Below are 26,941 nucleotides of genomic sequence, written 5' to 3'. Positions count from 1 at the left end.
CCCTCGTTCACCGGGCGACGGCGTGGAATGGCTCGGCGACGTAGTCACCGGCGTGCCCTGCCTGTCCGAAGACCTCCATGCGCTCCGCGATGAGGTCGGTCATCGCCCGACGTCCGGCGCGCAGAGCAGGAGCGGGATCCGCCGTGAGCCCGTCGGTCGCGAGAGACCGGCGGACCTCCGCCATGAAGGCCATGTGGGAGTCCATGCCCTGGTTGATCTTCGTGACACCGAGCTTGGTCGATCGGGCCTTCTCGTCCTCCGGCACGCCCCAGGACTCCGGCAGGGTGCCCCCGTAGGTGTTGATCACGGCTCGCAGGTCCCCCGGCAGGGAGGAGGACCCGTGCATCACGAGGTGGGTGCCAGGCACGCGCCCCGCGATCTCCGAGATCAGGTCCATGTGGAGCACCGACCCGTCCGGCGGGCTCGAGAACTTGTAGGCGCCGTGCGAGGTGCCGATCGCGACGGCGAGGGCATCGACACCCGTACGGCGAACGAACTCGGCTGCCTGCTCGGGGTCCGCGAGGACGATCTCGGCGTGCTTCGACCCGTCCTCCGAACCGCCGATCGTCCCGAGCTCGCCCTCCACCGACACGCCGCGTGCGTGCGCATACTCGACGACCCTGGCGGTCACGGCAACATTCTCCTCGAAGGAGGCCGGCTGATGGGTCTGGCGGTCGAGGCTCCCGTCGATCATCACGCTGCTGAACCCCGCGTCGATCGCACGCCGGCAGGACTCCTCGTCCGGGCCGTGGTCCAGGTGCAGGACGACGGGCACATCGGGGTAGTGGGAGATCGCCCGCAGGATGAGGTCCCAGAACAGCTCGTCCGACGCGAACGCCGAGGCACCCACGATCGTCTGCACGATCACCGGCGAGCTGGTGCGAGCCGCCGCATCCAGGACCGCCTCCACCTGGAGCACGTCGGTGACGTTGAACGCACCGACCCCATACCCCCCCTTGCGTGCCTCGTCGAGGGCGTTCCTCAGTGTGATCAGGGTCATCGTGTCTCCCGGGATGATGAAGGTGGTGGTTGTTTCGTCTGACAACGTTGGACAGACTAGTGCACTAAACGGGACACGTCACGCCTTCCGCGCGGCGACAACACACGGGCGAGGACAGACACGTGGATGAGCTTGTGCTCGGGATCGACATCGGCACGTCGCGGACGAAGGTTGCCGCCTATGGGCGCGACGGCCGGGCGGTCACGTTCCGTGCCTCACCCACGCCGATCGGGAACATCGCCGGTGCCGTGGACTTCCCCGTCCTGGCCATGCTCGACACCGTCGAGTCGCTGATCGAGGGTATGGGGCTACGCGGCTCGCCGATCGTCGGCGTGGGCATTGGCACCATGGGTGAGGTCGGCACCATCCTTGCCGGCTCCCGTCTGCAGCACATCGACTTCCCGGCCTGGTACGACGACCGGGGAGCGGATGTCGTGCGGGCCCTTGAGGAGGCGTTCGGACGGTCCTGGCTCGCCGGGCGAACCGGCGGCCACGTCCGCTCGACCTCGTCCCTGGCCAAGCTGGCCTGGTTGAGCGCGCATGGACGGCTGGTCGACGGGACGTTCCTCGGTCTTGCCGGCGCCGTTGCATGGCGCCTGACCGGCCAGGCCGTCCAGGAGGCGTCACTCGCGTCGACCAGTGGCGCCTTCGACCCCGTAGAAGGACAGTACGTCGAGGCCATCTGGGTCTCGGCGGGGCTGGGTGGCGTGAGGCCCGCACGGGTCACCCCGCCTGCGACGGGCACGCCGGCCGACACTGCGCTGGCGCGCCGACTAGGCCTCCGACCTGGGGCGATGGTGGTCATCGCGGGACATGACCACCCCGTTGCCGCGGTGGGGACGGGCGCCCGGGCGGGTGAGGTAGTCGACTCCATGGGCACCGGCGAACCCGTTCTTGCGGCGGTGACCCGCAGCACGCCCAGGCCCAGCCACGCGGAGGTCGCCCGGCTGGTCGCTGATGGTCTGACCGTCGAGTCATGGCCGTCCACGGGTGACGTCGCCCTCATCTGGGAGGGCCTGCGGCCCGGCCTGGCGATGCAGACATTCCTCGATGCGACACGCGGGGACCGGGCGGCCCTCGATGCCCAGGCGCCGCCTCCGGGGACCGCCGGGCTCCCCGCCCCGGACGCCGTCCGCACCCTCGAGCAGGGGGGCGCCTGCCACCTTCCCGAAGGTCCGAGCTCGTGGGCCCAGATCCTGGATCACTACGCCGTGATGGCCGCGAAGGGCGAGCAGGCGGTCCGCGCAGCCACGGGAGCGTCCGGCGTGACGCTCCTGACCGGCGGCGGTCTGAGATCGCCTCGATGGGTCGCCGCGAAGGCCGCACTCGGCGCGACGTCTCCGGTGGTCTCGCAGGCGACCGAGACGGTCGCGCGCGGAGCAGCAGCGATCGCCGGGATGGCCTGCGGCTGGTGGTCCGACACCGCTGACATGCCGGGAGCAAGGCGCCTGACAACGGACACATCGGGCAACGGTTACACGGAGACGGGGTAACAGATCAGTCACGTCGTCGGACAGGGCTAGACAACGCTGTCAGAAACAGGACAGCATGAGTCAGCGACGTGGACTGTTCAGTCGCAGATCGTGGTCCGTTCGGATCGGCGTGATCCGGACGGCATCTCAACGAAGAGAGGTAGCCCCCATGAGCATCCCCACCTCGAGGCGTCGCCTGACGCCCCTCGGCACAACCCTCGTCGCGCTCCTCGCGCTCGCCGCCTGCGGCACGACGGCGACCGACGACACGGACACGGCCGGCGAGGCCACCGAGGCTGCCGGGGACGTGACAGCGGCACCGGCCGACGATGCGGCCGGTGACGACCAGGTCAGGGTGGCATTCATCACCAAGCCGCTCGACAACGTCTACTTCGGCTCCATGGTGACTGGCGGCGAGGCGGCGGCCGAGGCCCTGGGTGTCGACCTCATGGTCGCCGCCGCCCAGAACGTCAGCGATGACACCGGGCAGGCCTCAAAGCTCAGCAGCCTGGTCTCGCAGGGCTTCGACTGCTACATCCTCAACCCGACCAGCCCGACCAACCTGATCACCCCGCTCACGAGCGCAGGTGACGCGACCATCATCAACATCGACCTCGAGATGGACTTCGAGGGGGCGGCGGCTCAGGGCGTCGACGTGACCACGTTCATCGGGACGGTCAACGAGGACGCCGGGGCCGCTGGAGGCGAGGCGATGCTCGGCCTGGTCCCTGAAGGCTCTCAGGTGGCCATCATCGGCACCCTCGCTCAGGACGCGGGCAACATCGCGCGCCAGGCAGGCTTCAACTCCGTCGTCGAGGGGAAGCTCGAAGTGGTCCAGACCGTCTCGGCCGACGCCGACCGCGTCAAGGCCAAGAACGCTGCGGCTGCGATCATGCGTGCGAACCCCGACGTCAAGGGCTTCTTCACGCCGGCCGGGACGCAGGCCATGGGCATCCAGGAGGCCATCGAACAGGAGGGTCGCACCGGGGAGGTCGTCGTGGTGGGCATCGACGGCACCGAGGAGGAGCTGCAGTCGATCGCGGACGGCAAGCTGGCCTCGACCGTCGAGCAGTTCCCGTACCTCATGGGCTACCAGGCCGTGCAGGCATGCGTCGCGGCGCACGAGGGCTCGACCCTGCCGGAGCGTGTCGACACTCCGGTGATGATCGTGACGAAGGACAACGCCGCCGCTGCGCTGGCCTCCTCCCCCGCACCGCCCGAGGACTTCGAGGTTCCGAACCCGTTCGAGGACTGACCAGCTACTGATGGGATCCGCACCCGTGTCCACATTGACCCGCGCGCCAGCGCCAGCACCCGCCGCCCCGACCCGGGGCCAGAGGTTCGTGCGCGTGGCGCGACTCGAGGAGACCTGGACGAAGGCGACTGCACCCACCGCCCTGGTCCTGAGCTTCATCGCCTTCTCGCTCTTGTCCCCCTACTTCGCGACGTGGCAGAACGTCAACGGCATGCTCGCTGACGCAGCCATCCCGATGCTGCTCGCCATCGGGATGACCTTCGCGGTGATGCTCGCAGGCATCGACCTGTCGATGGCCGGAACTCTCGCCCTGGCGAGCGTGGTCTTCGGCATGGCGTACTCGGCCGGCTGGGGCCTCGCCCTGGCGTGCACGCTGGCCGTTGGCGTGGGGGTTGCGGTAGGGGCGACGAACGGGTTCTTCGTGGGCCGGGTGCGGATCCCCGACATGATCGTGACTCTGGGCACGATGGGTCTGGTGCAGGGCATCGGTCTCATCGTGTCGAGGGGCATCCCGGTCCCGGTCGCCGACCCGGTCCTGCGGACGGTGTCGAGCCAGTCCGTCGGGTTCCTCCGCTACAACATCATGATCGTGCTCCTCATCGGTGCCGTGCTGCACTTCGTGCTGACCTACCGCCCGACGGGGACCCACCTGCTGGCCGTCGGCGACAACGTCGACGCGAGCAAGGCCATGGGCCTGCGAGTCCCGCGGACCAAGCTCATCGGGTACGTGATCGCCGGCGCCATGTCCGGTACGGCCGGCATCTTCCTCGTGCTCTACGTGGGAGCAACCCAGCCCGCCACGAACACGGACTACGTCATGAAGGCCGTGGCCGCCACCGTCCTGGGCGGCACCAGCCTGTTCGGGGGCAGGGCGACGATCTGGGGTCCGATGCTCGGTGCCCTCCTGCTCACCGTCATGCAGACCGGCCTGACCATGGTCGGTGTCGAGGCCTTCTACGAACCTGCCGTCGTGGGCGTCGTCGTCCTGGCGGCCGCGACACTGATGCGAGGAAGGAGATGAGCGCGGAGAGCAGGTCGCAGCACAAGGTCGAGGTCGTCGATGTCACCAAGTCGTTCGGGAGCGTCGAGGCCCTGCGTGGGGCGTCGATGTACGCGAACGCCGGGGAGGTGACCGCCATCGTCGGCGACAACGGCGCAGGCAAGTCGACCTTGATCAAGTGCCTGTCCGGCTACCACGCCCCGGACCAGGGGCAGATCCTGGTCGACGGCGCACCTGTCCGGTTCAGCTCGCCTCTCGACGCACGTCGAGCCGGTATCGAGACTGTCTACCAGGATCTCGCTCTGGCAGACCAGCTCGCGGTGTGGCAGAACATCTTCCTGAACCGGGAGCTGACGCGGGGGGTCGGGCCCTTCCGTGCGATGCGACGGGCCGAGATGCGACGGCAGGCGGCCGCCCTCGTCGACGGACTGGCCGTGACCGTCCCGTCGGTCACCAAGTCGGTGAAGCGGCTCTCGGGGGGTCAGCGCCAGGCAGTGGCGATCGCTCGGGCCGTCATGTGGTCCAGCCAGTTCGTCATCATGGACGAGCCGACTGCTGCCCTGGGCCTACGGGAGACGGCGCAGGTGGAAGACCTCGTACGCCGGATAGTCGACAACGGGACGACCGTGCTCGTCATCTCGCACAACTTCGAGCAGGTCATGAGGTTGTCCCAGCAGGTCTGGGTCATGCGGGGAGGTCGCGTCGTCGACGGGCACCGCACGTCGGACGTCACGGGCGTCGACCTGGTCGCCCAGGTCACGGGCGCATCGACCTTCAGGTGACCCGCCGGTTCCGGCCGCCGTTCCTGAACCTGACGACCGAGCACCCGTGCGAGAGCACGCGGGCGGGGACCTCGCGAGTGTCGTCCCGGCAGCACGTTGGTGCGCACGAAGGTCACGGAGTCCAGAACGGTCAGGCGGTCGAGTCTCGCCTGGCCGTCCGGTTCCGGGTGTGGGCGCATCTGGCGCAGTCCGTGCGGGCACGACGACGCGTCGCAGACGACCGGCGGTCGGCCCTCACCACTCGCGCCCGAGAGCGCCTCGAAGGCTCGCGTCGCGATCACGTCGTTGCCTGCGGTGAAGCCCTTCGACGCCCACAGGGTGCCACAGCACGGTGCGTCGGTACCGTCGGGCACCGACACCGGTACACCGGCCCGCCCGCACAGCGCCAGGAAGGCCCACACCGCACCGAGGCCGGGAGCCCGATGGTCGTCGCCCGCAAGCCGAAGAGCACGACGGCCCTCCGGCGGCTTCGCAACATCGGATCGCCGGCGCACGCGCCCGTCGATCGCGGCTCTGGCTCTCGGCTGGCCGTCTACCTCGGCGGCGACGCGCTCACAGGCTGCTCAGGCCATGACCGCTGTACGGGCAGGCCTGCGGTGGCGGGTATGGCGTCGGACTGCATGTCGAGCAGTGCCGTGATGATCGGACTCGCGGGCTCGGCCGGCAGAGAGCCCGGTCGGCCCACGAGGTAGCCCTGGACGGCATCAGCATCGAGCTCGGACCAGGCGCGCAGGTCGGCTTCGTCCTCGATGCCCTCGACAACGAGCATCGCCCCGGTGTGGTGAACGAACTCGACCAGGGCGCGTCCCAGGGCCCGGCGAACCGCGCTCAAGCCCATGTTCTGGGTCAGCGAGATGTCGAGCTTGATCACGTCCGGGGACAGCTGGACGATGTGCTGGAGGCTGGCGAACCCCGCCCCCGCGTCGTCCACCGCGATCATCACACCGGCGCCGCGCAGGGCCGCCAGGGGCACCTCGAGCAGGTCGTAGTCCTCGATGACGGCGTGCTCGGTGAGCTCCAGGGTGAAGTCGCGCCCGTCCCGGGCCAACAGCAACTCATGGAGGCGGGGATCGGCCAGAGTGGCCGGGGAAGCGTTGAGCGACAGGCTGACGTCTCCGGGCAGGTCGGTGGTCGCCTCGATGGCCGCCTCGATCGCTGCGATCTCCAGGTCCGCTCCCAGACCGGCGAGCTCCGCGGCGGCGAACCACACATCCGGGGGACGGTAGGGCTCGACGTCGAACCGCGTCAGGGCCTCGACCGCCACCAGCCGGCCATTGTGCAGGGAGTAGATCGGCTGGAACACCGGGTGGAACGCCCGCCGGCTCAAGATGTCGGCGACCAACGGGATCAGAGCCGTGTCGATCGTGACCGCCGGCGCCGGCGGGCCACTGAGTAGGTCCTGAACGTCTCGGGCAGCCAGTTCGCCGTCGAGCCGCTGCCCTCGGACCAGGAACAACGATGCCAACACGCCCACCGACAAGAACGACGATCCGCGGACCAGCATGCCCACGAGGGCCTGCTGCTCACCGGTGCCGGTATCGATCGGCAGGAACGAACCGGCCAGGACAGCGGCGACCACCGCGACCACCGACGCACCTCGTATCCCGAAGAGCACGACCGCGAGAAGGATCGGGATGTAGAACAGGTGCGGTGTGGCGGTCTTCGTGCCCCCGGCGGCATAGACCACCCCCCAGGCCATGGCCAGCAGCGCGCCGACCACCACGACCGCCGCCCATCGCGGGACCGTCGGGCCCCAGCTGACCACCCGGTCCATCGAGATGCGGCTCCGGAAGCCGGCCCCCGGTCGCGCCCCAGCACCGTGCCGTGTCTCGCTCCCCGTGAGCCGCATCCCACCACTCCCGAACACACCGAGTGGCGGACCCAGTAGTCATCCGCCACACCCATCATGGTCACGTCTGGTGTGACAGGCCGCCCCGGACGCCGGGTGAAACCTCCCTTGCGAGACTCGACACCCTTGCCCTCGGCTCCCCCGTCTCGCCCTCGCGCGTCCCTGCGACAAGCCCCGAGCACCACCAGCGAAGGCTGCAGCGGCATCCGGCAGAGTGGTCGACGACTGGTCCGGGGGCGCTGGAAGGCCTGGTCTCGTGGAGGCCGCTGCGGCGTACCGTCCGCTTGCCCAGGGGCCGGTCTCGTTAACCTTCCCGTTACGTTCACTCCGACGGGCGATGCGCCCTGGGTCGACGCGCGTCAGACTCCTCCGGTGGAGGATGTCGCGTGGCGGGTCGATCTGACAGATGAGGACATCCTCGCCGCCAGGAACGCCTGGTGGGATGCCCGCGAAGGCGGCGCGCCACCGGAGCGTGTTCAGGTCCTGTGGGACGACCTGGGGCGGCTCATGAGGGAACAGGTGCGTCAACTGGTGATCGACTTCAGGAACGGGCGCGACCTCACGTAGCCAGGCAAGCACCGGGAACCTGCGACTGCCGGGACGAGGCGGAACTCCTGGCCAGCCGTCACGCCTCTGACCTTCAGCGACCAGCGGTGTCGCCGACGATCGCCCTGGCGTCAGTCAGTCAGGAGTCGCCCGATCCGCCTGACGATGACCCGCCACCGGGAGACTCAGGCGCTGGGTGAGGCCGCAGTCGAGATCCGGGTGCGGAAGAAGAGTGCGGAGGGCCGCCTGGGCCCTTCGAGGACCTCGAGGTAGTCCGGGTCGAGGCGGGCATGCCGACCGCGAGGTTCTGTGAGCTGATCGGCGTGCCCGAGCGAACCTGGATGACGTGGAAGAGCAGTTCGGCGCCGCGGGGGTCGATCTGGACGTAGCCGAGCTCGTCGAGGAGCAGCAGGTCCAGGCGGGCGTAGCGGGCCACGACGCGTGACAGGGTGCGGTTGTCGGCGGCTTCGGCGAGCTCGTTGACCAGGTGGGCGGTCGTCACGTAGCGGACCCGGTGGCCTTGTTCGCAGGCCGCGACGCCCAGGCCGATGAGCAGGTGGGTCTTGCCGGTGCCGGAGTCTCCGAGGAGCACGACGGGTTCCCCGGCGGCCAGGTAGGCGCCGGTGGCCAAGTCGCGCGCCGCGGTACTGCTGGAGAAGACCGGCATCGGGCCCGTGACCGCCGCGATCGCGCTGACCGCCTGGTCCCACCCAGGCAGAGTGCGGTCGGAGGCCGCATTCGCCTGCCTCGCCGGGGTCAACCCCATCCCCGCCTCGTCAGGGAACACCGCCCGACACCGGCTCAACCGCGGCGGAGACAGACGCCTGAACCGTGCCGTGCACATGGCCACAATCGTCCGGATGACACACGACCCCGCTACCCGCGCCTGCGTCGAGATGCGACGCGCCGAAGGACGCACCACCAAGGAGATCCGCCGCGTCCTCAAGCGCTACCTCGCCCGCCAGATCTACCGAACCCTCAACACCACCATCACCAACCCCAGCCCGGGTTGACAAGACACAGAAGGGTCTGCGCGACACCACTCGGAGCCTGCACCGTGCCGTCCATGACTGGCGTGTGGCTACTCGACCATCCGAGGCCGTTCCGGGTTGCGCGCCGGGTCTTCACGTCGATGAGCGCTGGACGAGGAACGCTCGGCTCGTCGTTGCCAGCGGCTGGTATCCACCTGGAGAGTCCCCGGTTGACGCGCGGACGACGCTGATCACGGCATTTGCCAGCTCCCTGGCGTTCACGTCGTCGGACTGATCGACGGAGGTCAGCGGGGGGTCCGAGAACCGGCCGGACGCAAGGTTGTTGACGCCGATCACCGCGAGGTCAGCGGGTGCCGCCAAGTGGTGTGCGCGCATCCCGGCGAGGACGGCAAGGGCGTGGTCGTCGTCGAATGTGCATACGCCCGACAGTCGGGGCTGTGCCGAGACCCACCTCGCGACCGCCTCCGTCGCGGAGTCGACGTCGAGTGCAATCACCTCGAGGGAGGCAGGAGCAGCCGACCGTTCGCGACAGGCGCGCTCGACCCCAGCGCAACGACCTCGCTGGAGGACGCTCAGACGCGGATCGTTCGATCCTGCGTACACGATCCGCTCGTGCCCGCGGTCAAGCAGGTGGGTGGCCTGGAGGTATCCGATCGACGCTTGTAGGTCGTGCACCGCCAGCACTCCGTCCTCTGGCGCGCCGACCAGGGCCACTCCGGCGGCTTTCAGAGCTGCCCGGTCCGCCGCGGCGACCGGGCCGGGGCTGGTCACCGCTAGTGGTGCGAGGGCGCAGGCCACCTGGGCCAGCGAGGTGCCGCTGGCGTGCTCGCGGAAGATCACCTCGTAGCCGGCCCGGGCGACGACCTCGCCGAAGGTGTCGATGAACCGCGCGAGGGAGAAGGTGATCGGTTCATCGGGGAGCAGTACCAGGATCGTGTCGCTGCGCCCGCGCGCGAGGGTGCGGGCGGCGGCCGACGGGATGTAGTGCAGATCGTCGGCGGCCCGTCGGACCCGTTCGCGGGTCGGGGCGGGGATGGACTGGCCGGCCACGTCGTTCATCACGTAGCTGGCCGTGCTGAGCGAGACACCCGCCCGATCCGCGACGTCCTTGAGCGTGACGCGAGCCGACCGCGCTCTGCTCCGGCCCTGAACCACGGCGCGAGCCTACTCGGACAGCACCGCCACCCGGCCGGTCGTGCGTGCGACGTCGTTCTATGCGCGATCGGTCTTTCCTCACACGGTCGGCGCATAGATAGCGTGAGCGCCGTTACCGAAGCGCTTAAGTGAGCGACCGGTGGCGCTGACGACGAGGAGACCCAGTGGAGAAGCACGTCCAGGCCCTGCTCGATTCGATGGTCGCGCATGATCCAGGGCGCCTGCCGCTGGCCGCTCGCTACGCGGCTACCGAGGACTCCCGGCCGTCGGCCCTGGCGCTGATGACCGCGTGGCGCACCGTGACCGCGGTCAGATGCCTGTCCCAGGTGGTGGCCGACGACCAGGCCGGCACCGTGGTGTTCGCCGCAGCGGTCGAGGAGGCAGGCTCTCCGACCATCGTGTTCGGTCGGATCAAGGTCGAGGCCGAGGTGTTCACGGAGATCGAGCTGTACCTGGACCGCTCTCGCGCCGATTCGGGGTTCGTCTACCTGCCCGATCAGATGGCCGAACTGCCGGAGGTCTGGACCAGGGAGATCGACCCCAGCCAGCGGGCCACGCGCGAGGAGCTGGTAGCGCTCGGTCGGGCCATCTACGACACCGATGGGGCGCTGGAGTACGAGACCGCCGACCAATGCGTGCTGCTCGAGATCGGCGGTGTGGTCTTCGAGGACGCCAAGTACCTGGCGGCCCTGCAGGGTCGTGAGGTGCCCGAGGACACCGAGCCGTCTCCTGTCGGAGGTGGTCTGTGGCCCGGTCGCCCGGTCGACCCGACCGGCGGGCAGGTGCTGGCCGTCGACGTGGAGCACGGGGTGGTGGTCTCGCGCCTGACGGTGGATGGGTACGTCTGCCCCTACGTCGTCGACCACGAGAACTCCTCGTGCTTCGTGCCCGAGATCATGATCGACGCCCATCAGCGCACCCTCGACATCGCCGACCTGACGGGCCGGTCGGTGCTGCAGCAGATGCCCGCGTCGGCGACCACGTACGAGATGGTCCGGTTCTTCGGCGGCCGGGTCCAGGGCATGCACCGCTACATCCAGCTCCAGGCGGCCGGTGGGCGCAGCCCTTGGTCGCGCACCCAGGTCCGCTAGCAGCAACGTCGCTGTCAACAGAAGAGGTGTCAGATGGTCAAGACGAATGGATGGCTCGTCCGCACGGCCGTGCTCTTCATCTTCCTGCTCAACATCGAGGTGTCGCTGATCAACAGCGCCCTGGGCGAGATAGCCAAGGCGTTCCCCACCGCCGACCCGGTTCTGATCAACCTGGTCTCCACCAGCTCCGTGGTATTCATGTTCCTGTGCTCGTTCATCGTCGGACGAGTGGGCGCGCGGTATGACAAACGGAAGATCGTGCTCATCGCCCTGGTGATCTACATCATCGGTGGCCTCGGCGGCTACCTGTTCAGCTACTCGATCTGGGCGCTCATCTTGTCCCGGAGCCTGGTCGGCATCGGTGCGGGCATGACGGCGCCGCTGGTCGGGTGCATCGTGTCCGAGCTCTGGCACGGCCCGGACCGCGCCAGGATGCTCGGCTGGGCCAACGGCTTCGACAGCCTGCTCGCGGTGTTCATCACGATGCTCGCGGGCGTGCTGGGCGCGATCAACTGGCGCTACACCTTCTTCGCCTACGGCGTGTTCATCCTTGTCCTGCTGCTCGAGGCGTACGCCCTTCCGTCGATCCCGCCACCCGTTGCCCGCCAAGCCGTCGAGAAGCCGCAGTTCACCCCGAAGCAGAAGGCCAAGCTCGCCCTGATCGCAGGGTTCGTCTTCCTCAACCTGATGGCCGGCATGCTGCTCTTCCTGAAGATGCCGATCATGGTGACCCAGGACGGGCTCGGCGGACCCGCGCAGATCGCGATGGGCTTCTCCGCGAACACCGCTGGCGCCTGCATCTCCGCGCTGTGCTTCGGCTGGATCTACCGCGTGTTCAAGCGATACACCCTCGCGGTCTACCTGGCGCTGACCGCTGTGGCGTTCCTGATCGTGCTGAGCGCGCACAGCATCCCGATCATCGTCCTGGGCTTCTTCATCAACGGCTTGGGCAACGGGCTGATGATCCCCTCGATCGAGATGAAGGCGATCGGCACCGGCCCGCGGGCCAACGTCTCCTACGCGATGTCCGTCGCGTTCGGTGCCCTCTTCCTCGGGCAGATCGCGGCCGGCTTCGTCGAGAAGCTCCTCGGGGTGTTCGGCGACCCGGCGCCGCGCACGCTCATGACCTTCTCGCTGGTGATGTTCCTGCTGTACCTGACGGCGTACCTCATCTGGACACGCGTGGTGCCCGAAGAGAACAACGAGATCAGCCCGGAGATGCGGGGCGACGTGGCCCCCGAGGTGAGTGAGCCCGCCCTCGGTTGACGGGAGGAACTGAGGCCCGAGCCGGGGACACCGTGGACAGTGCCCCCGGCTCGGGCCTCGCTCGACCTACCGGCGGTCGTCACGCCCGCTGGTATGCAGGAACCTGATGCCCTGGTCCTGTCCGACGTGTCGCCGAGCCCGCGCACACCGGAAGGGCCAGGGCATCGGCGCACCCGCGGCCTTCGGGGGGTGGACGGCAGACCGCGTCGTGCAGGCGCTACGACAGCCGCGGCTCGGTGCGACTCGTGGCCGATCGGCAAGCAGGTGCGCGGGGGCGGATGACCTGCCCGACGCTGGGCGCCGCGGCGATCGCCGATGCGGGTCGTCCCCAGGACGGCAACCCGGTCTTGCGTATCGCTCGCAGGCGAGAGCTCGACCATGCCGCAGACGGTGGCGTTGCGCTCCGACCGGTCGTCGCGAGTGCGCGCGCGGTCTATGGGCTCGCTGTCGACGGCGCGACTGACGCCGCGGGCCTGAGTCGCGCTGCGGTCGCCTCGGAAGCTGGGTCGTGGAGCCAACCGTGGAGCCAACAGGTGCGTGCAGGTGCGTGCAGGTGCGGTCCACGGTCATCGTGACGTCGGCGCAGCTCGCGCTGACGACCTTGGCGCGCGCCGCCTCTGCCGGAGAGGTCCGAGCTTCGCTGGGACCCACGGTCCGGCATCCCGCCAAGTCTCTGGTGAGACCCCGTCCGGCCCGGGACCAATGGCCGTCGGACCGCCCTCCTCCTATGCGAATACTGAATGTCACCATCCACCGTGGCGCACCTACTGTCCGTGACGACGGCTCCGCGACCGTCTGTCCGGCGCGGCGCCGCGGGGGACGGGTCGCTGGCGCTCGCGTCGGGGCACGGACCGCACGACGCGAGCGAGAGGCGGTCGAGATGGTCGGGATCGAGGTGGACGGGGTCGCCGTGCGGGCGCGACCCGGCCAGGACCTCCTCCACGCCTGTCTCGACGCCGGCATCTATGTCCCGCACCTGTGCTCGCACCCGGACCTGCCGGCCGAAGGTGGCTGCCGGATGTGCACGGTCGAGGTCGACGGGCACAGCCAGCCTGTCCAGGCGTGCGAGGTCGCCGTCGCCGACGGGATGGTGGTGCGGACCAAGACCGAGCGGGTCGAGCACATCCGGAACGTGGCGCTCGAGCTGATCCTGGCGCCGCACCCCAAGGACTGCACGTCCTGCAGGGCGTACCTGAACTGCGAGCTCCAGGCGCTGATGCAGTACACCGGCGTGGCCCACTCGCGGCTTCGTGAGATCGAGAAGGAGACGGCGCGGACCGGCGCCTCGAACCCGATCATCTCCAAGGAGATGTTCCGGTGCATCCAGTGCACGCGGTGCATCCGGGCCTGCAGCGACCTGCGTGGCGTCTCCATCCTCGAGATGAACTACTCCGGCGGCGAGGCGTACGTCGGCACCGTCGACGACATGCCGCACGACCAGACCGACTGCCGGTTCTGCAGCGCCTGCGTGGAGGTCTGCCCGACCGGCACGCTGATGGACCCGCCAGGGCTGTTCCGCCAGGACGTGGCGCGCCGACAGGCGCTCGTGCCGTGCAGCAACGCCTGCCCCGCGCACACCGACATCCCGCTGTACCTGCAGCTCGCCGGCCAGGGCAGGTACGCCGAATCGGTCGCGGTGTTCCGCGAGAAGCTGACCTTCCCGCTCAGCCTGGGCTACGTGTGCAGCCACAACTGCGAGCAGGACTGCAAGCGCGGGAAGATGGATGCTCCGATCGCGATCCGCGAGGTGAAGCGGTTCGCGGTCGAGAACGACACGGAGCAGACCTGGCGTGGCCGGACCTGGGTCGAGCCGGCCACCGGCAAGCGGGTCGCCATCGTGGGCGGCGGGCCTGCCGGACTGACCGCCGCGCACTACCTGTCCCGCAAGGGTCACGAGGTCACGGTGCTGGAGCGCCGGTCGCGTGCGGGGGGCATGCTCAGCTGGGGCATCCCCCGGTACCGGCTGCCTCAGGAGGTCGTGGACGGCGAGATCGCGATCCTGCAGGAGGTCGCCCCGTTCGTCATCGAGACGAACGTCCGCATCACCGACCTCGCACCGCTGCGCGAGCAGTTCGACGCGGTCCTGGTCGCCACCGGCGCGCAGGCCGGCAAGCGCCCACCCGGCTACCAGACCGGATGGGCCAACGTGGTGGACGGCGTGGACGTCTGCCGGCGCTGGAACGACGGCGAGCGTCCCGACCTCGGTGCCACCGTGGCCGTGCTCGGCGGCGGGAACGTCGCGTTCGACTGCGCCCGGTCTGCCCTGCGGTCAGGTGCCGCCGAGGTGCACCTGCTCTGCCTCGAGCCGTTCGGGCAGATGCTGGCCGACCCGGTGGAGGTGCGGGACGCGATCGCCGAGGGCGTCGTCGTGCATGCGTCGGTCGCTGTCGAGCCGACCACGCTGGACGACCGGGTCGTCGGCCTGCGGGTGACCGACGTCCGGTCCTTCGCGTTCACCCCCGAGGGCCTCACGCTCGACGAGGTCGCCGGCAGCACGCGGGCGCTCGCGGCGGACTCCGTGATCGTCGCCGCCGGCCAGCAGTCGGACCTCACGCCGGGGTTCGGCGTCGAGCTGCGGCGGGGCAACTTCGTGGTCACCCAGCCCGACGGCAGCACCTCGACGCCCGGCGTGTTCGCCGCCGGCGACGCGATCACCGGCACCTCGACGGTGATCGGCGCGATCGCGCTGGCCCGCACCGCAGCGTCCAGCATCGACAGGTACCTGGGCGGCGACGGCGACATCGAGGACACCTACTTCGACCGCACAGAGCACGACCCTGTGCTCGGGACCATTCCGAGCTTCTCGCAGCTGACCAGGACCGACTGCAGCACCGCGGAGGCGGTCGTCACCGAGACCTCCCGGTGCCTGCACTGCGAGCTGCGCCCGGACGTGGACACCGTCAAGTACTGGAACGACGCGGTCTACCAGTCCGGTGCGGCGAACCGGGGAGCGCGCTCATGAGGTGCGACCGCGGCGCCGAGGCGCTGACCCTGATCGACGCCGCGGCGGCCGCCGCCGGGACCGCGTGCCCCGTGACCCAGGCGGCCGCGCTGATGTGGCAGGCGGCGGCGTCGTCGTGCGGACGCGAGGTCTACTGCCGCGAGGGCACCCGGCAGGTCGCCACGATCGTGAGTGACATCACCGTCGGCAAGGGCGAACCCGGCGACCTCCCCTTGGTCCAGGAGCTGTGCGGTCTGATGGTCGACCTCGTGCCCTGCGCCATGGCAGGGACGGCGGCGCGCAGCGTGCTTGACTCGTTGGACGACCACGCCGACGAGTGGGACCGGCACGTGCGCCGCGGGCGGTGCACCTCGCTGACCTGCACCATGTCGTTCACCGTGTACGTCGACCCGGCGACCTGCACCGGCTGCGAGGCGTGCCGACCGGTCTGCCCGGTCGGCGCGATCGCGGGCGGCCCGGAGCTGGTGCACGTGGTCGACGACGCCGTGTGCACGCGGTGCTCGGCGTGCCTGCCGGTGTGCCCGGTGGGCGCGATCGCCAAGGCCGGGCCGATCAAGCCCCGGCTGCCCTCCGCCCCCGTCCCCGTCGGCGCGTCCGGCGGGGCTGAACCGGCTGGTCCCGGCGGCATGCATCGCCGGCGGCGGCCCTCCTGACCAGAACCCACCCCATCGAGAACGAGGAGGTTTTCATGAGCGACCTGGAAGCGGACGTCATCGTCATCGGCGGTGGCGCCTCGGGCATCACGGCGGCTGTCGCCGCGGCCGAGAAGGGCGCCAGCGTCATCGTGCTGGAGAAGGGCAGCACCACCGGCGGTGCGGCAAACATGGGCATGGGCTTCTTCGCGGTGGAGTCCAAGCAGCAGAAGGCCCAGATGGTCGACCTGTCCGTGGAGGACGCGTTCCGCTTCCTGATGGAGTACACCCACTGGCAGGTCGACGCCCGGCTGGTGCGCAAGTACTTCGCGCAGTCGGCGGACACCATCACCTGGCTGGAGAAGATGGGCGTGGAGTTCCTCGGCGCCTACAAGTACTTCGAGACCTCCAAGCAGACCTGGCACGTGGTCAAGACCGCCGGGTCGGACAAGCCGGCCGAGCGCGCGGCGTCCAGCCTGTACAAGGCGCTCACCGAGCAGGCCGAGGACCTCGGCGTACGGATCATGTACCGGACCAAGGCCACCAAGATCGTGCTCGAGGTCGGTGCGGTCGCGGCGGTCGAGCTGGTCGGCGAGGACGGCGTGGCCCTGACCGCCGCGTGCAACGCGGTGATCGTGGCCACCGGCGGGTTCGGCAACAGTCCGAAGATGATCAACGACCACCTGGGCTTCGAGTGGGGCAAGGACCTGCACTCGTTCCGGGTCCCGGGCGTGGACGGCGAGGGTCTGTCGATGCTCTGGGAGGTCGGCGCCGGGCGCACCAAGCCCACCATGGAGCTCACCTACACCACGCCCGGCGTGACCGACGTCCTCAAGACGATCTCCGAGACCATGCGTCAGCCGAACCTCATGGTCAACCTCGACGGCAAGCGGTTCATCGACGAAGAGATCATGAACAACACCGTCTACACCGGCAACGCGATCGCCCGGCAGCGCGAGCGCGTGGCGTTCACGATCGTGTCCGACTCGGTGATCGACGACTACCGGGCCAAGGGCCTGGACTACGTCACCTTCCACCACAACGTCAAGACGGTGGACAAGTGGGACAAGGAGGTCGACGCGTACGTGTCCGGCGCGGGGGTCGAGGCCTCAGGCCTGTCCGACCTGCACAACGATGAGCAGAGGCACACCAAGAACTTCTGGGTGTGCGACACGCTCGACGAGGTCGCCGAGCTGACCGGCATCGACGCCGGAGCCCTGAAGGCCACCGTCGAGGAGTACAACCAGCTCTGCGCCACGACCGATGACCAGTTCTTCAAGCCGTACAAGTACCTGCGGCCGCTGACCGGCGCGAAGTACTACGTGGCACGGCACTTCCCGGCCGGCTACGGCAGCCTCGGCGGCGTCGCGGTCAACGACGACCTCCAGGTGCTCGACACGGCGGGTCTGCCGATCGACGGCCTGTACGCCTCAGGCACCGACGCCTGCGGCATCTTCGGCGACTCGTACTGCTTCTACCTGCCCGGCAACACCATGGGCTTCGCCATCAACTCCGGCCGAATGGCCGGGTACCACGCCAACCGGTACATCGACAGCTTCTAGCCCCCCGCAGTTCGCACGACAGCCGTTCTGGGATTGAGCCCACGGTCCTCCGGCCCCGACGGTGCAGCACCCCAACCTCCCTACCCGAAGCAGTACCTCATCAAAGGGGATGTGCACCCATGTCCACACCGATCAAGGAGATCACGTACTCACCATTCAGGTGGGTCGTGCTCGCCACGTTGTTCATCGTCACGGCCACCACGGCCCTAGCCCTGATCTCCCCGGCACCACTGATCCCGAACATCTTCGGCAGCCAGTTCGCCGACCCGGCGATGATCGACCAGGTCCTCAAGGGCGAGGTCCCGCTGCCTGACGGTCTGCTCTCCATCGGCCAGATCGCCTGGATGACGATGGGCTGGTTCAACCTCGCGGTCGCCGTCGCGGCCCTGCTCGGCGGGTACTTCGTCGACAAGCTGGGCTTCGTCTGGATCTACGTCATCGGCATCGCCCTCATCGTCACAGGGTGGCTGCTCGTCGGCACCATCGGCGACACCTACAACGGGATGATGGTCATCCGTACCATCCAGGGCATCGGCACGGGCCCGATCATGGCCTCCGCCGCGGCGGTTGCTGCCACGCGCTTCCCGATCAAGGAGCGCTCGATCGTCACGGGTACCCAGGGTGCGGCGATGAGCGCCGGCATCGGTCTCGGCCTGGCGTTCATGCCGAAGCTCGCCGTGTCCCAGGGTGGCTGGGAGTCCGCGCTGGTCAGCCTGTGGCCCGTGGCCGTCGTCGCCCTCGCGATGACCGCAGTCGTCGCCTTCGGCCCCAAGCAGGCGCCGGTCGAGGCAGTGGCCGAGTCCGCCGAGCAAGTCGCAGAGGCCAAGCACGCCCTGCGCAAGGCCTTGGCTACCCCGACCGTGTGGGCAGCCATCGCTTGCATCGTCATCCTGTCGTGGGTGTTCCAGGCCTTCAACGACCTGACGCCCGCCTACCTGAGGCTCGCCGCGCCGGTCGGCGTCGGCTTCGCCAACGGCTCGACGCTGCTCAGCTACGCCCAGATCGCGAACTTCCTCGGGGCTTTCGCGGGGGGCATCGTCACGGAGCGGTTCTTCCGTGGTCGCGTGCGCCCGGCTCTCACGATCGGCTTCACGATGGGCGCAGTGTTCGGCCTCGGCCTGCTGCTCCCTGCTGCGACGTCCAGCGCCGGCCTGATGGCCGTCTTCCTGTGTGTCGCTGCATTCTTCTTCGCCTGGGTCAACCCGAACGCCCTGGGCTACATCGCCAAGACCTTCCCGGCCAGCATCACCGGCAAGCTCGGTGGCTACGCGATGGGCATCGGCGTCTTCGGTGGCACCGCCGGTGTTGCGGCGGGCGCTGCGGCGCTGCACGCGACGGGGCGCTACACCGTGTCGATCCTCATCATGGTCGGCGTGTGCGCTCTGGGCGTCGTCCCGGCGCTGTTCCTGCGGCAGGCCAAGGCTGACAAGGCCTCGCTGATGCAGGAGGCCGCCAGCAGCGTCAGTTCGATTCTGCACTGATCTGACTGACCAGAAGCGGGGCGGGGCGTGCAGCCGCGCGGACTGCACGCCCCGCCCATTCGCCTCGGTCATCCGCGCACCCCCGCCGCGGGCCGACCCTGCCCTGCCGCGCCCGCCCGCGGACCTATGCGGCATCGCGATTGGCTCACTCATCGCGGGACTGCGTGAATGCCAGTTGGCGGTGGTCGAGCGTGTCGCCTCGCTCGCCACCTCGATGCTCAGTCCCATCAAAGGAGAGTGGAAGAAATGATCCGCGGCAACTACGAGTCGGACCACGACAAGCGGAAGGCGATGTCCCACGAGGAGCTGGGCACCATCCCGCACATGCCGTTCGAGGAGTACTCGGAGAAGCTCAAGCACTGCTTCACGATGAAGCGCACGAACGGCATCCTGGAGGCGCGTCTGCACACGAACGGCGACAGCCTGCAGTGGGGTGCCCCTGCCCACCAGGGCCTGCACTACTTCTTCGACTGGGCCGGCCGTGACCCCGAGAACGAGGTGATCATCCTCGGCGGCACCGGCAAGGACTTCATGCGCGGCATCGGCCGCCTGGACAAGGACGGCAACTGGCTGCCCTCGACCGAGTTCGCCTCGGCGCCGGACGAGGCCTGGAAGATGTACGAGTACCAGTACTACGACGGCACGAACGACGTCGAGGGCCAGGTCTTCGACGTCGAGGTGCCGACGATCGGCGTGTGGAACGGCGCCGCCTTCCACACCGACCTGGTGCTCTTCTCAGACATCACGCTGGCCACCGAGGACGCCTGGACGACGGAGATGCACTTCCGGGTCAACATGGTCCCCGGCGACGGCATCCAGATCGCCTGGCGCGAGCTGATGGGCCGCAAGCGCTACGCCTACGCCGAGCTGACCGGCGAGATCATCACCGCGCGCAAGGCGCTCCAGCTGGGCATGATCAACGAGATCTGCGACGACACCGAAGCGGCCTACGCGCGCGCCCACGAGATCGCCGAGCTGATCATGCACGCCGGCACCCGGGTGACCCGGCGGATGACGGTTCAGCAGCTGCGCAAGGCGTGGAAGGAGGACATCGCCAACGAGCTCCGCAACGCGTTCGCCACGGAGATGTTCGTCACCGCCACCGAGCACTCGCCGCACGAGGTGGGCTACTGGGAGTGGGCGCACGAGGAGGCCGAGCTGGTCAGGGCGGCTGAGAAGAGGGGCAAGGTCATCCGGCCGCGGCTGAACGGGGGCCAGGAGGAGGACGAGATCAAGTAGTCGGACGCGCGGGCTTCCGAGCCCGCCAGGCGTCCCCAGCGACCCTCCCAGGAGCCCCTGTCGACCGCGTCGGCCGGGGCTCCTGTCCGTCGCGGGAGGGGGGCGACTGATGCGTCATGGGCATTTCTCGACCGCTGCGGCCCCCAGCACGATCAACAGGTCAGCGAACCGGCGCAGCGGCGGCAGGTCCCTGTCCTGGTCCGGAAGTTGAGGGAGCCAAGGTGACCAACACCGAGTACGTGAAGTGGCCGTCGTTCGACGAGGTCGCCGAGATGTTCAGAGGAGCACCTGCTGGTCGGCAACGTGCCGGGGGACGGATCCGGCCGACCACCGGTGGCCTGAGGGCTCCGAGCCCCCGAAGAAGCACTGAGACCTGAGTCTTCGTGACGGGCGGAGCGGATGACGGTGTCCCGGAGGGCTCACCGAGCCACCCGATACCCCCTCCGCTCGTCACGAACCAGGTCAACGAAGTTCTGCAGGGTCGTCGACTCGTTGTCCTTCCGCCGCACCAGCAGCAGGGAGAAACGGGAGTCGACGTCACTCAGCCGGCAGGACTTCATCAGCTCGGACTCGGCGGATGCACTGAGGATCCGCCTCGGCACGAAACAGATGCCCATGCCAAGGCCGGCCTGGAGAACGGCGGTGCTCGTGTTCGGGACGTACTCGATCCCCGGGCCATTGCCGCCGCGCTGTCTGCTCGTCAGACGCAGCTGCTTGAGAAAGGGCGGATCGACATGATGCGGAATCAGGAGCGGCTGCTCGAGCAGCTCAGCCAGGCTGACCGCGTCCCCGAGCTGCGGTGCGAGGTCGCGGTGCATCAACGCGATGAACTCGTCCGTACCGATCGGCATGGTCACGAGCTTGTCGTTGTTCGGCACCGCGTAGTCGAGGGTGAACGCGGCGTCGTAGACGCCGTGGATGATGCTTTCGGAGAGCTCGTCGAACGGCACGTCCTCCACCCGGGTGTGCACGTTCGGGTAGTCCTGCATGAAGTGCTCCACGAAGGCGGTGAACAGCGGGCTGAAGTCGCGCACCGCCGCGATGCTCAGGTGGCCTTCGAAGCCCCGCTTCGCGGCGTCCAGCAGGGACAGCACGTGCTCGTGGTGCCGCAGCAGCAGGTCGACGTGCGCGTAGAGCACCCGACCGGCCTCGGTGAGGTCGACGTTGCGGGTGTCCCGGTTGAAGAGCTGGACGCCCAGCTCCTTCTCCAGGCCCGCAATCTGACGGCTCAGCGCGGGCTGGCCGATGTAGAAGTGCTCGGCCGCCTTGCTGAAGTTCCGGTACATCGCCACGAACTGGAAGTACTTCAACGACTGCAGGTCCATCGGTGTCCTCCTTGCCGCTCGGTCCGTCCGACCGCCGACCGTAGCGCTGGACCGCCGGGGCGGGCCGCGACAAAGGTCCGGCGTGGGCCGACCGCGGTCGCCCCCAAGTCCGGCGCCGGCGCCGGCGCGTGTCGCGCTGACCGTACCGCGCCGCCCGCCGGCGTCACCACGAGGAGTGAACGATGAAGCGCCTCCTGGCGATCAACTGCGGGTCCACGTCGACCAAGATCGCGTGGTTCGAGGACGCGACCATGGTGCACAAGGACTCGCTGGACGTGCCGCTGGCCGACCTCGCCACGATGCCCAAGGTGCTCGATCAGCTCGCCTACCGCACCGCGCAGGTCACGGGGTTCCTGGCCGAGCATGGCTGCTCCGTCGCCGACCTGGCCATGGTCGTGTCGCGTGCCGGGACCATCTGGCACGTCCCGGAGGCGGGCGCCTACGAGGTCAACGACCTGATGATCGCCACGCTCAGGTACGCGCCGGCCGCGCAGCATGCCTCGTCCCTCTCCGCCCTGATCGGTGTGGAGCTCGTCGCGGGGACCGACGTGCCCGTGATCATCTACGACCCCACCTGCGTGGACGGCGTCGACCCGGTCGCCAAGATCACCGGCATCCCCGAGGTGGTGAACATGCCGGTGCTGCACCTGCTCAACACCCGAAAGGCCGGCCGCACCTATGCCGCATCAGTCGGCAAGCGGTACGACGAGCTCACCCTGGTCATCGCCCACCTGGGCGGTGGCATCTCGCTGGGACTGCACGAGCGCGGGCGGGTCGTCGACTGGGTGTACGACGACGAAGGCCCTATGTCACCGCAGCGCGCCGGGCGGATCCCCACCCGCTACCTGGCCGACCTCTGCTACGACGGCAGCCGCAACCACCAGCAGATGCGGATGTACCTGGCCGGCGGCGCCGGCCTGGCCGCGTGGTTCGGCACGCAGGACGTGCGTGACGTCGAGGCGATGATCGTGGCCGGCGACACCCGGGCCGAGCTCGTCTACCGGGCGATGGCCCTCGGCGTCGCGAAGGCGATCGGCGAGCTGGCCGTGGTCCGGGCCGGCAGCGTCGACCAGATCCTGCTCACCGGCGGGATCGCCTACTCCGCGCAGTTCACCGCGATGGTGAGCGACCTGGTGTCCTTCATCGCCCCGGTCACGGTGCTGCCCGGCGAGCAGGAGATGGAAGCGCTCGCCGAGGGTGGCCTGCGCGTCCTGGGCGGCGAGGAGCCGCTGTACCCGTACGAGTCACTGCCCCCGGGCTACTCCTCGATCGAGGAGATCCGCGCCCACCCCAGCTTCCTGGCCTGACCACAGCGCCGGGCGACCGACACCACCACCGAAAGGACAGACCGATGGGTCTCGAGAACAAGGTCATCATCTCCGCGGCGTTGACCGGGGCGGTCACCCCGACATCATTCAACGAGAACATCCCGGTGACTCCGGAGCAGATCGCCGCCGACGCCTACCGCTGCTGGCAGGCAGGTGCATCGACGGTGCACCTGCACATGAGGGACGACCAGCAGCTCGGCACGATGGACTCCGGCCGCTTCGTCGCGACGGTCGACCTGCTGCGGGCGAAGTCCGACTGCGACGTCGTCATCAACTGCACCACCGCCGGGGACCACCGCGCGTCGGACGAGGAGCGGATGGCGCACCTGCCCCTGACCCGGCCGGAGATCGCCTCCTACGACGTCGGCTCCTTCAACTGGATGCCAGACGGCATCTTCGCGAACTCGCCGCAGTTCCTGGAGAAGCTCGGCGTGCTCATGCAGGAGCTGAGCATCAAGCCTGAGCTCGAGGTCTTCGACACCGGCTTCATGGGCATCGCCGACTACTACCTCAGGAAGGGCGTGCTGGTCGCGCCCCTGCACTACCAGTTCGTGCTCGGCGCGGGCGGCGGTATGGCGGCGACCGTCGAGAACCTCGCCTACCTGGTCCGGCACGTGCCCGAGGGGAGCACCTGGTCGGCGTTCGGCATCGGCCGGGCGCACATGCCGATGATGTACGCGACGATCGCGCTGGGCGGCCACGTGCGGGTCGGCCTGGAGGACAACGTCTGGTACTCCAAGGGCGTCAAGGCGACCAACGTGTCCCTGGTCGAGCGGGCGGTGCGTGTGGTGCGCGAGTTCGGCAAGGAGCCGGCCACGCCGGACGAGGCCCGCCAGATCCTCTCCCTGAAGTGACGGGCTCGGCGATGGGCGTCGTGACGACGGTGCGAGGAGCAGTCGACCCGGACGACCTGGGTCGCACACTCGTGCACGAGCACTTCTTCTTCGGCTACCCCGGCCACGAGGCCGACCGGACGATGTGGCACTACGACGAGAAGGAGCTCATCGAGAAGGCGGGTCAGGTCGTCGAGAAGGTCCGGGCGTACGGCGTGACCACCGTGTTCGACCTGACGCCCAACGACTGCGGTCGCGACGTCCGCCTCCTCAAGGAGATCGCCGAGCGCTTCGGCATCCACGTGGTGGCGACCTCCGGCTACTACCACGAGCACGAGGGCGCGGCCGGGTACTTCAAGTTCCGTCGGCTCTTCGGCGACATCGTCAAGGAGCTGACCGAGCTCTTCGTGACCGAGCTCACCGAAGGCGTCGAGGGCACCGGCATCCGGACCGGCGTGATGAAGGTCGCGACCAGCCCGGGTCGCATCACCGACTACGAGAAGGCCACGATCCAGGCGGCTGCCGCCGCGCAGCAGCTCACCGGCGTGCCGATCCTCACGCACACCTCGCACGGCACCATGGGTCCGCAGCAGGCGCGCCTGCTGATCGACTCCGGCGCCGAGCCGTCGAAGGTGGTCATCGGCCACATGTGCGAGCGCGCGCACAACATCGACTACCAGCTCGAGGTGCTGCGCCAGGGGGTGGGTGTGGCGTTCGACCGGATCGGCGGGACGCACATGTTCAACGACGTCACGGACGACGACCGGATGGACATGGTCGTCAACCTCATGGACCGGGGCTTCGGCGACCGGGTCTTCCTGGCACACGACTCGGTCAACCACTGGAAGGGCCGCGACTCCAGCGGGTTCCACGAGCTGCCAGGCACCGAGAACTGGGGGATCCATCGGATCGGGGAGTACATCATTCCGGGGCTGCTCGAGCGTGGGCTGACCCAGAACGACGTCGACGGCCTGCTCAGCGACAACGTCAAGCACCTGTGGAAGAGCGGGTCATGAGGTACGCGAGCTTCGCCGAGCTGATCGATCGGGCGCGGCGCTCCGGGCTGGTGGCCCGGTGCGCCGTGGCCGGTGCCGCCGACGAGCACGCCCTCGAGGCCGTGTTCGAGGCGGCTGAGCTCGGCTTCGTGCGCCCGGTCCTGATCGGGGCGGCGCACGAGGTCGAGGCGATGGTGTCCCGGATGCGGCTGGACCGTGGGTGCGCGGTGATCGTGGACTGCCCCCCCGACGAGAGCCCTGCGGCGATCGCAGTCCGCCTGGTCCGTGCCGGCGCCGTCGACTTCATCCTCAAGGGCGGGATCGACACTCGGGAGCTGTTGCGCCCGATCCTCGACAAGGAGACCGGGCTGAACGACAGCGGGTTCGTCACGCACTTCGGCCTCATGCAGATCCGCGGCTACCACAAGCTGCTCGCGATGAGCGACTCGGCAGTGGTGCCGTACCCGACCCTGGAGGACAAGGCCAAGATCGTGCGGGTCTGCACCGAGGCGCTCGCGCACCTCGGCATCGACCGCCCGGTGGTCGCGGCGCTCGCGTCGGTCGAGGTGGTCAACCCGAAGATGCCCGAGTGCGTCGAGGCAGCCGAGCTCGCTGCCATGTCCGAGCGGGGTGAGCTCGGCGACTGCGTGGTGGTCGGACCGATCTCCTACGACCTGGCCACCAGCCGCGAGTCCGCGGCGATCAAGGGCTACGACAACCCGTACGCGGGCGACGTCGACATGCTGCTGGTCCCGCAGATGATCACCGGCAACGTGATGAGCAAGATCTGGAATGCCGACCCGGACAACATCCTGGCCGGCTGCCTGGTGGGCACCCGGGTGCCCGTCGCACTGACCTCGCGCAGCGCTGGCAGAGCCGAGAAGCTCCACTCCCTGCTGCTGTGCAGCTTGCTCGGCGCGCCCGCGCCCGCACCGAACCCCGTCCCGGTCGGCGCAGCCGACCCCTCCCAGACCGAGGAGCACTGATGACCACCCAAGCACACGACGTCGTCGTGGTGGGTGCCGCCCGCACCCCGAACGGCAGGCTCAGAGGTGGGCTCGCGACCGTGCCCGCGGTCGAGCTCGGAGCGACTGCGATCCGTGCGGCACTCGCACGGTCCGGAGTGCCCGCCGAGGCCGTGCAGCACGTGGTGATGGGTCACGTGCTGCAGGCTGGTCTGGGTCAATGCACCGCTCGGCAGGCGGCCGTGGCCGCCGGCCTCGGCTGGGACGTGCCGGCCACCACCGTGAACAGGGTGTGCCTGTCCGGGCTGACCGCGGTGATCGACGCCGCCCGGATGATCCGGCTCGGCGAGGCGCAGGTCGTGGTCGCCGGGGGCATGGAGTCCATGACGAACTCCCCGCACCTGCTGGTGGGCTCTCGGTTCGGCTACGGGTTCGGCAACGTCACCCTGGTCGACTCGATGGCCACCGACGGGCTGTCCGACGCCTGGTCGCACGAGGCGATGGGCCTGGACACCGACACCCGCACCGCCGACTACCCCGCGAGTCGCGCCGAGCAGGACGAGGTCGCGGCGCGCTCCCACCGGCTGGCCGCGAAGGCCTGGGCCGATGGCGCGTTCGACGCCGAGGTGGTGCCGGTGGTGGTCAAGCAGCGCAAGGGCGAGACCGTGGTGGACCGCGACGAGGGCATCCGGCCGGAGACGACCGTGGAGACCCTGGCCGCGCTGAAGCCGGCCTTCCGGCCGGACGGGTCGATCACCGCGGGCAACTCCTCGACCATCAACGACGGCGGCGCTGCGCTGGTGCTCACCCTCCGGGCCAGGGCCGAGGCGGAGGGCTGGACGGTGCTCGCCACTCTGCGCGCCCACGCGCAGGTGGCCGGGCCGTCCCCGGCGCTGGCCCCGCAGCCGGGCAACGCGATCCTCGCCGCGCTCGACGCGCAGGGGTGGACCGTGGCGGACCTGGACCTGCTGGAGATCAACGAGGCGTTCGCCGCGGTCGCGGTGCACGCAGTGCACCAGCTCGGCGTGCCGCTGGAGAAGGTCAACGTGCACGGCGGCGCGGTCGCGCTGGGGCACCCGATCGGCCAGTCCGGCGCGCGACTCGTCGGGCACCTCGCGCACGAGCTGCACCGCCGCGGCGGCGGCCGGGCTGCGGCGGCGCTGTGCGGCGGGACCGGCCAGGGCGACGCCCTGCTGCTCGAGGCGTGAGGG

At 69.2% G+C, this 26,941-nt stretch carries 22 protein-coding genes and 1 pseudogene; 18 read left to right on the top strand and 5 right to left on the bottom strand.

Annotation, left to right across the window (positions count from 1 at the left end; genetic code table 11):
• Positions 1–7 precede the first annotated feature (7 nt).
• Positions 8–1,000: a ketose-bisphosphate aldolase gene (locus tag K415_RS0112015; RefSeq protein ID WP_024287288.1), complete on the bottom strand. Its 993-nt coding sequence runs from the start codon at positions 998–1,000 to the stop codon at positions 8–10.
• A 122-nt stretch (positions 1,001–1,122) separates the two neighbouring features.
• Here K415_RS0112015 and K415_RS0112010 point away from each other — a divergent pair, with 122 nt between their 5' ends.
• The 4 genes from K415_RS0112010 (at position 1,123) to K415_RS0111995 (ending at position 5,509) form a co-directional block, all read left to right on the top strand.
• On the top strand, positions 1,123–2,493 hold the full coding sequence (locus K415_RS0112010; protein ID WP_024287287.1) for an FGGY family carbohydrate kinase: 1,371 nt from the start codon (positions 1,123–1,125) through the stop codon (positions 2,491–2,493).
• A gap of 148 nt (positions 2,494–2,641) precedes the next feature.
• Entirely contained in the window at positions 2,642–3,727 is a 1,086-nt protein-coding gene (locus K415_RS0112005) for a substrate-binding domain-containing protein (RefSeq protein WP_024287286.1), read from the top strand.
• A gap of 94 nt (positions 3,728–3,821) precedes the next feature.
• On the top strand, positions 3,822–4,748 hold the full coding sequence (locus tag K415_RS0112000; RefSeq protein WP_024287285.1) for an ABC transporter permease: 927 nt from the start codon (positions 3,822–3,824) through the stop codon (positions 4,746–4,748).
• A complete protein-coding gene (locus tag K415_RS0111995) occupies positions 4,745–5,509 on the top strand; it encodes an ATP-binding cassette domain-containing protein (protein WP_024287284.1) in 765 nt (254 codons plus the stop codon). Before K415_RS0112000 ends, K415_RS0111995 begins: the two co-directional genes overlap by 4 nt.
• 532 nt (positions 5,510–6,041) lie before the next feature.
• On the opposite strand, the gene K415_RS22815 is transcribed toward K415_RS0111995, so the two are convergent.
• The gene (locus tag K415_RS22815) at positions 6,042–7,283 is read right to left on the bottom strand and encodes an EAL domain-containing protein (protein WP_155859453.1); all 1,242 of its coding nucleotides are present in this window, start codon (positions 7,281–7,283) and stop codon (positions 6,042–6,044) included.
• A 447-nt stretch (positions 7,284–7,730) separates the two neighbouring features.
• Here K415_RS22815 and K415_RS22810 point away from each other — a divergent pair, with 447 nt between their 5' ends.
• Positions 7,731–7,925: a hypothetical protein gene (locus tag K415_RS22810; RefSeq protein ID WP_024287282.1), complete on the top strand. Its 195-nt coding sequence runs from the start codon at positions 7,731–7,733 to the stop codon at positions 7,923–7,925.
• 118 nt (positions 7,926–8,043) lie between these two features.
• Here K415_RS22810 and K415_RS25020 read toward each other — a convergent pair whose 3' ends face one another.
• Positions 8,044–8,622, bottom strand: coding sequence for an ATP-binding protein (locus tag K415_RS25020; RefSeq protein WP_369795280.1), 579 nt, complete (start codon positions 8,620–8,622; stop codon positions 8,044–8,046).
• On the opposite strand from K415_RS25020, the pseudogene K415_RS24005 reads away from it, so the two are divergent.
• Positions 8,528–8,917: pseudogene (locus tag K415_RS24005) on the top strand (transposase); the annotation flags it as partial. The gene K415_RS25020 and the pseudogene K415_RS24005 sit on opposite strands and share 95 nt — an antisense overlap.
• Before the next feature lie 111 nt (positions 8,918–9,028).
• Here the strand turns inward: K415_RS24005 and K415_RS0111970 are convergent.
• Positions 9,029–10,051, bottom strand: coding sequence for a LacI family DNA-binding transcriptional regulator (locus K415_RS0111970; RefSeq protein ID WP_024287280.1), 1,023 nt, complete (start codon positions 10,049–10,051; stop codon positions 9,029–9,031).
• A gap of 164 nt (positions 10,052–10,215) precedes the next feature.
• On the opposite strand from K415_RS0111970, the gene K415_RS0111965 reads away from it, so the two are divergent.
• From K415_RS0111965 to K415_RS0111935, 7 genes are all read left to right on the top strand, one after another.
• The gene (locus K415_RS0111965; RefSeq protein WP_024287279.1) at positions 10,216–11,142 is read left to right on the top strand and encodes a hypothetical protein; all 927 of its coding nucleotides are present in this window, start codon (positions 10,216–10,218) and stop codon (positions 11,140–11,142) included.
• Positions 11,143–11,175: 33 nt separating this feature from the next.
• Positions 11,176–12,408 carry an MFS transporter gene (locus tag K415_RS0111960; RefSeq protein WP_024287278.1) on the top strand — a complete coding sequence of 411 codons (1,233 nt, stop codon included), beginning with the start codon at positions 11,176–11,178 and terminating at the stop codon, positions 12,406–12,408.
• A gap of 880 nt (positions 12,409–13,288) precedes the next feature.
• Positions 13,289–15,370, top strand: a complete 2,082-nt coding sequence (locus K415_RS0111955; RefSeq protein WP_024287277.1) for an FAD-dependent oxidoreductase — start codon at positions 13,289–13,291, stop codon at positions 15,368–15,370.
• Entirely contained in the window at positions 15,367–16,023 is a 657-nt protein-coding gene (locus K415_RS0111950) for an NADH-ubiquinone oxidoreductase-F iron-sulfur binding region domain-containing protein (RefSeq protein WP_024287276.1), read from the top strand. Before K415_RS0111955 ends, K415_RS0111950 begins: the two co-directional genes overlap by 4 nt.
• Positions 16,024–16,058: 35 nt before the next feature.
• Positions 16,059–17,564: an FAD-dependent oxidoreductase gene (locus K415_RS0111945; RefSeq protein ID WP_024287275.1), complete on the top strand. Its 1,506-nt coding sequence runs from the start codon at positions 16,059–16,061 to the stop codon at positions 17,562–17,564.
• 119 nt (positions 17,565–17,683) lie between these two features.
• A complete protein-coding gene (locus tag K415_RS0111940; protein ID WP_024287274.1) occupies positions 17,684–19,045 on the top strand; it encodes an MFS transporter in 1,362 nt (453 codons plus the stop codon).
• Positions 19,046–19,291: 246 nt separating this feature from the next.
• Positions 19,292–20,284: an enoyl-CoA hydratase/isomerase family protein gene (locus tag K415_RS0111935; protein ID WP_024287273.1), complete on the top strand. Its 993-nt coding sequence runs from the start codon at positions 19,292–19,294 to the stop codon at positions 20,282–20,284.
• A 419-nt stretch (positions 20,285–20,703) separates the two neighbouring features.
• Here K415_RS0111935 and K415_RS0111930 read toward each other — a convergent pair whose 3' ends face one another.
• Positions 20,704–21,609: a LysR family transcriptional regulator gene (locus tag K415_RS0111930; protein ID WP_024287272.1), complete on the bottom strand. Its 906-nt coding sequence runs from the start codon at positions 21,607–21,609 to the stop codon at positions 20,704–20,706.
• A gap of 182 nt (positions 21,610–21,791) precedes the next feature.
• Between K415_RS0111930 and buk the strand changes: the two genes are divergently transcribed.
• From buk to K415_RS0111905, 5 genes are read left to right on the top strand one after another with little or no spacing between them, the layout of a single operon-like run.
• Entirely contained in the window at positions 21,792–22,916 is a 1,125-nt protein-coding gene (gene buk / locus K415_RS0111925; RefSeq protein WP_024287271.1) for a butyrate kinase, read from the top strand.
• A 44-nt stretch (positions 22,917–22,960) separates the two neighbouring features.
• Positions 22,961–23,791 (top strand): 3-keto-5-aminohexanoate cleavage protein, encoded by an 831-nt coding sequence (locus K415_RS0111920; protein ID WP_024287270.1) that lies wholly within the window; start codon positions 22,961–22,963, stop codon positions 23,789–23,791.
• Entirely contained in the window at positions 23,788–24,786 is a 999-nt protein-coding gene (locus tag K415_RS0111915; protein WP_051480550.1) for a phosphotriesterase, read from the top strand. The genes K415_RS0111920 and K415_RS0111915 overlap by 4 nt, the downstream gene beginning before the upstream one ends.
• Positions 24,783–25,751: a phosphate acyltransferase gene (locus K415_RS0111910; protein WP_024287268.1), complete on the top strand. Its 969-nt coding sequence runs from the start codon at positions 24,783–24,785 to the stop codon at positions 25,749–25,751. The genes K415_RS0111915 and K415_RS0111910 overlap by 4 nt, the downstream gene beginning before the upstream one ends.
• Complete coding sequence (locus tag K415_RS0111905; RefSeq protein ID WP_024287267.1) at positions 25,751–26,938, top strand: acetyl-CoA C-acyltransferase; 1,188 nt, start codon at positions 25,751–25,753, stop codon at positions 26,936–26,938. Before K415_RS0111910 ends, K415_RS0111905 begins: the two co-directional genes overlap by 1 nt.
• Positions 26,939–26,941 lie beyond the last annotated feature (3 nt).

Origin of the sequence: Cellulomonas sp. KRMCY2 (assembly GCF_000526515.1) — a bacterium.
Taxonomy (GTDB): Bacteria; Actinomycetota; Actinomycetes; order Actinomycetales; family Cellulomonadaceae; genus Actinotalea.
This window is presented reverse-complemented; position numbering and strand designations above follow the sequence as displayed.

Excerpts from the sequence above, each read along its gene's own strand:
- K415_RS0111935 (WP_024287273.1), top strand. The coding sequence starts at position 19,292 with ATGATCCGCGGCAACTACGAGTCGGACCACGACAAGCGGAAGGCGATG.
- K415_RS0112005 (WP_024287286.1), top strand. The coding sequence starts at position 2,642 with ATGAGCATCCCCACCTCGAGGCGTCGCCTGACGCCCCTCGGCACAACC.
- K415_RS0111960 (WP_024287278.1), top strand. The coding sequence starts at position 11,176 with ATGGTCAAGACGAATGGATGGCTCGTCCGCACGGCCGTGCTCTTCATC.
- K415_RS0111995 (WP_024287284.1), top strand. The coding sequence starts at position 4,745 with ATGAGCGCGGAGAGCAGGTCGCAGCACAAGGTCGAGGTCGTCGATGTC.
- K415_RS0111940 (WP_024287274.1), top strand. The coding sequence starts at position 17,684 with ATGTCCACACCGATCAAGGAGATCACGTACTCACCATTCAGGTGGGTC.
- K415_RS0111920 (WP_024287270.1), top strand. The coding sequence starts at position 22,961 with ATGGGTCTCGAGAACAAGGTCATCATCTCCGCGGCGTTGACCGGGGCG.
- K415_RS22815 (WP_155859453.1), bottom strand. The coding sequence starts at position 7,283 with ATGGACCGGGTGGTCAGCTGGGGCCCGACGGTCCCGCGATGGGCGGCG.
- K415_RS0112015 (WP_024287288.1), bottom strand. The coding sequence starts at position 1,000 with ATGACCCTGATCACACTGAGGAACGCCCTCGACGAGGCACGCAAGGGG.
- K415_RS0111930 (WP_024287272.1), bottom strand. The coding sequence starts at position 21,609 with ATGGACCTGCAGTCGTTGAAGTACTTCCAGTTCGTGGCGATGTACCGG.
- K415_RS0111905 (WP_024287267.1), top strand. The coding sequence starts at position 25,751 with ATGACCACCCAAGCACACGACGTCGTCGTGGTGGGTGCCGCCCGCACC.
- K415_RS0111945 (WP_024287275.1), top strand. The coding sequence starts at position 16,059 with ATGAGCGACCTGGAAGCGGACGTCATCGTCATCGGCGGTGGCGCCTCG.
- buk (WP_024287271.1), top strand. The coding sequence starts at position 21,792 with ATGAAGCGCCTCCTGGCGATCAACTGCGGGTCCACGTCGACCAAGATC.
- K415_RS0111955 (WP_024287277.1), top strand. The coding sequence starts at position 13,289 with ATGGTCGGGATCGAGGTGGACGGGGTCGCCGTGCGGGCGCGACCCGGC.
- K415_RS0111950 (WP_024287276.1), top strand. The coding sequence starts at position 15,367 with ATGAGGTGCGACCGCGGCGCCGAGGCGCTGACCCTGATCGACGCCGCG.
- K415_RS0111910 (WP_024287268.1), top strand. The coding sequence starts at position 24,783 with ATGAGGTACGCGAGCTTCGCCGAGCTGATCGATCGGGCGCGGCGCTCC.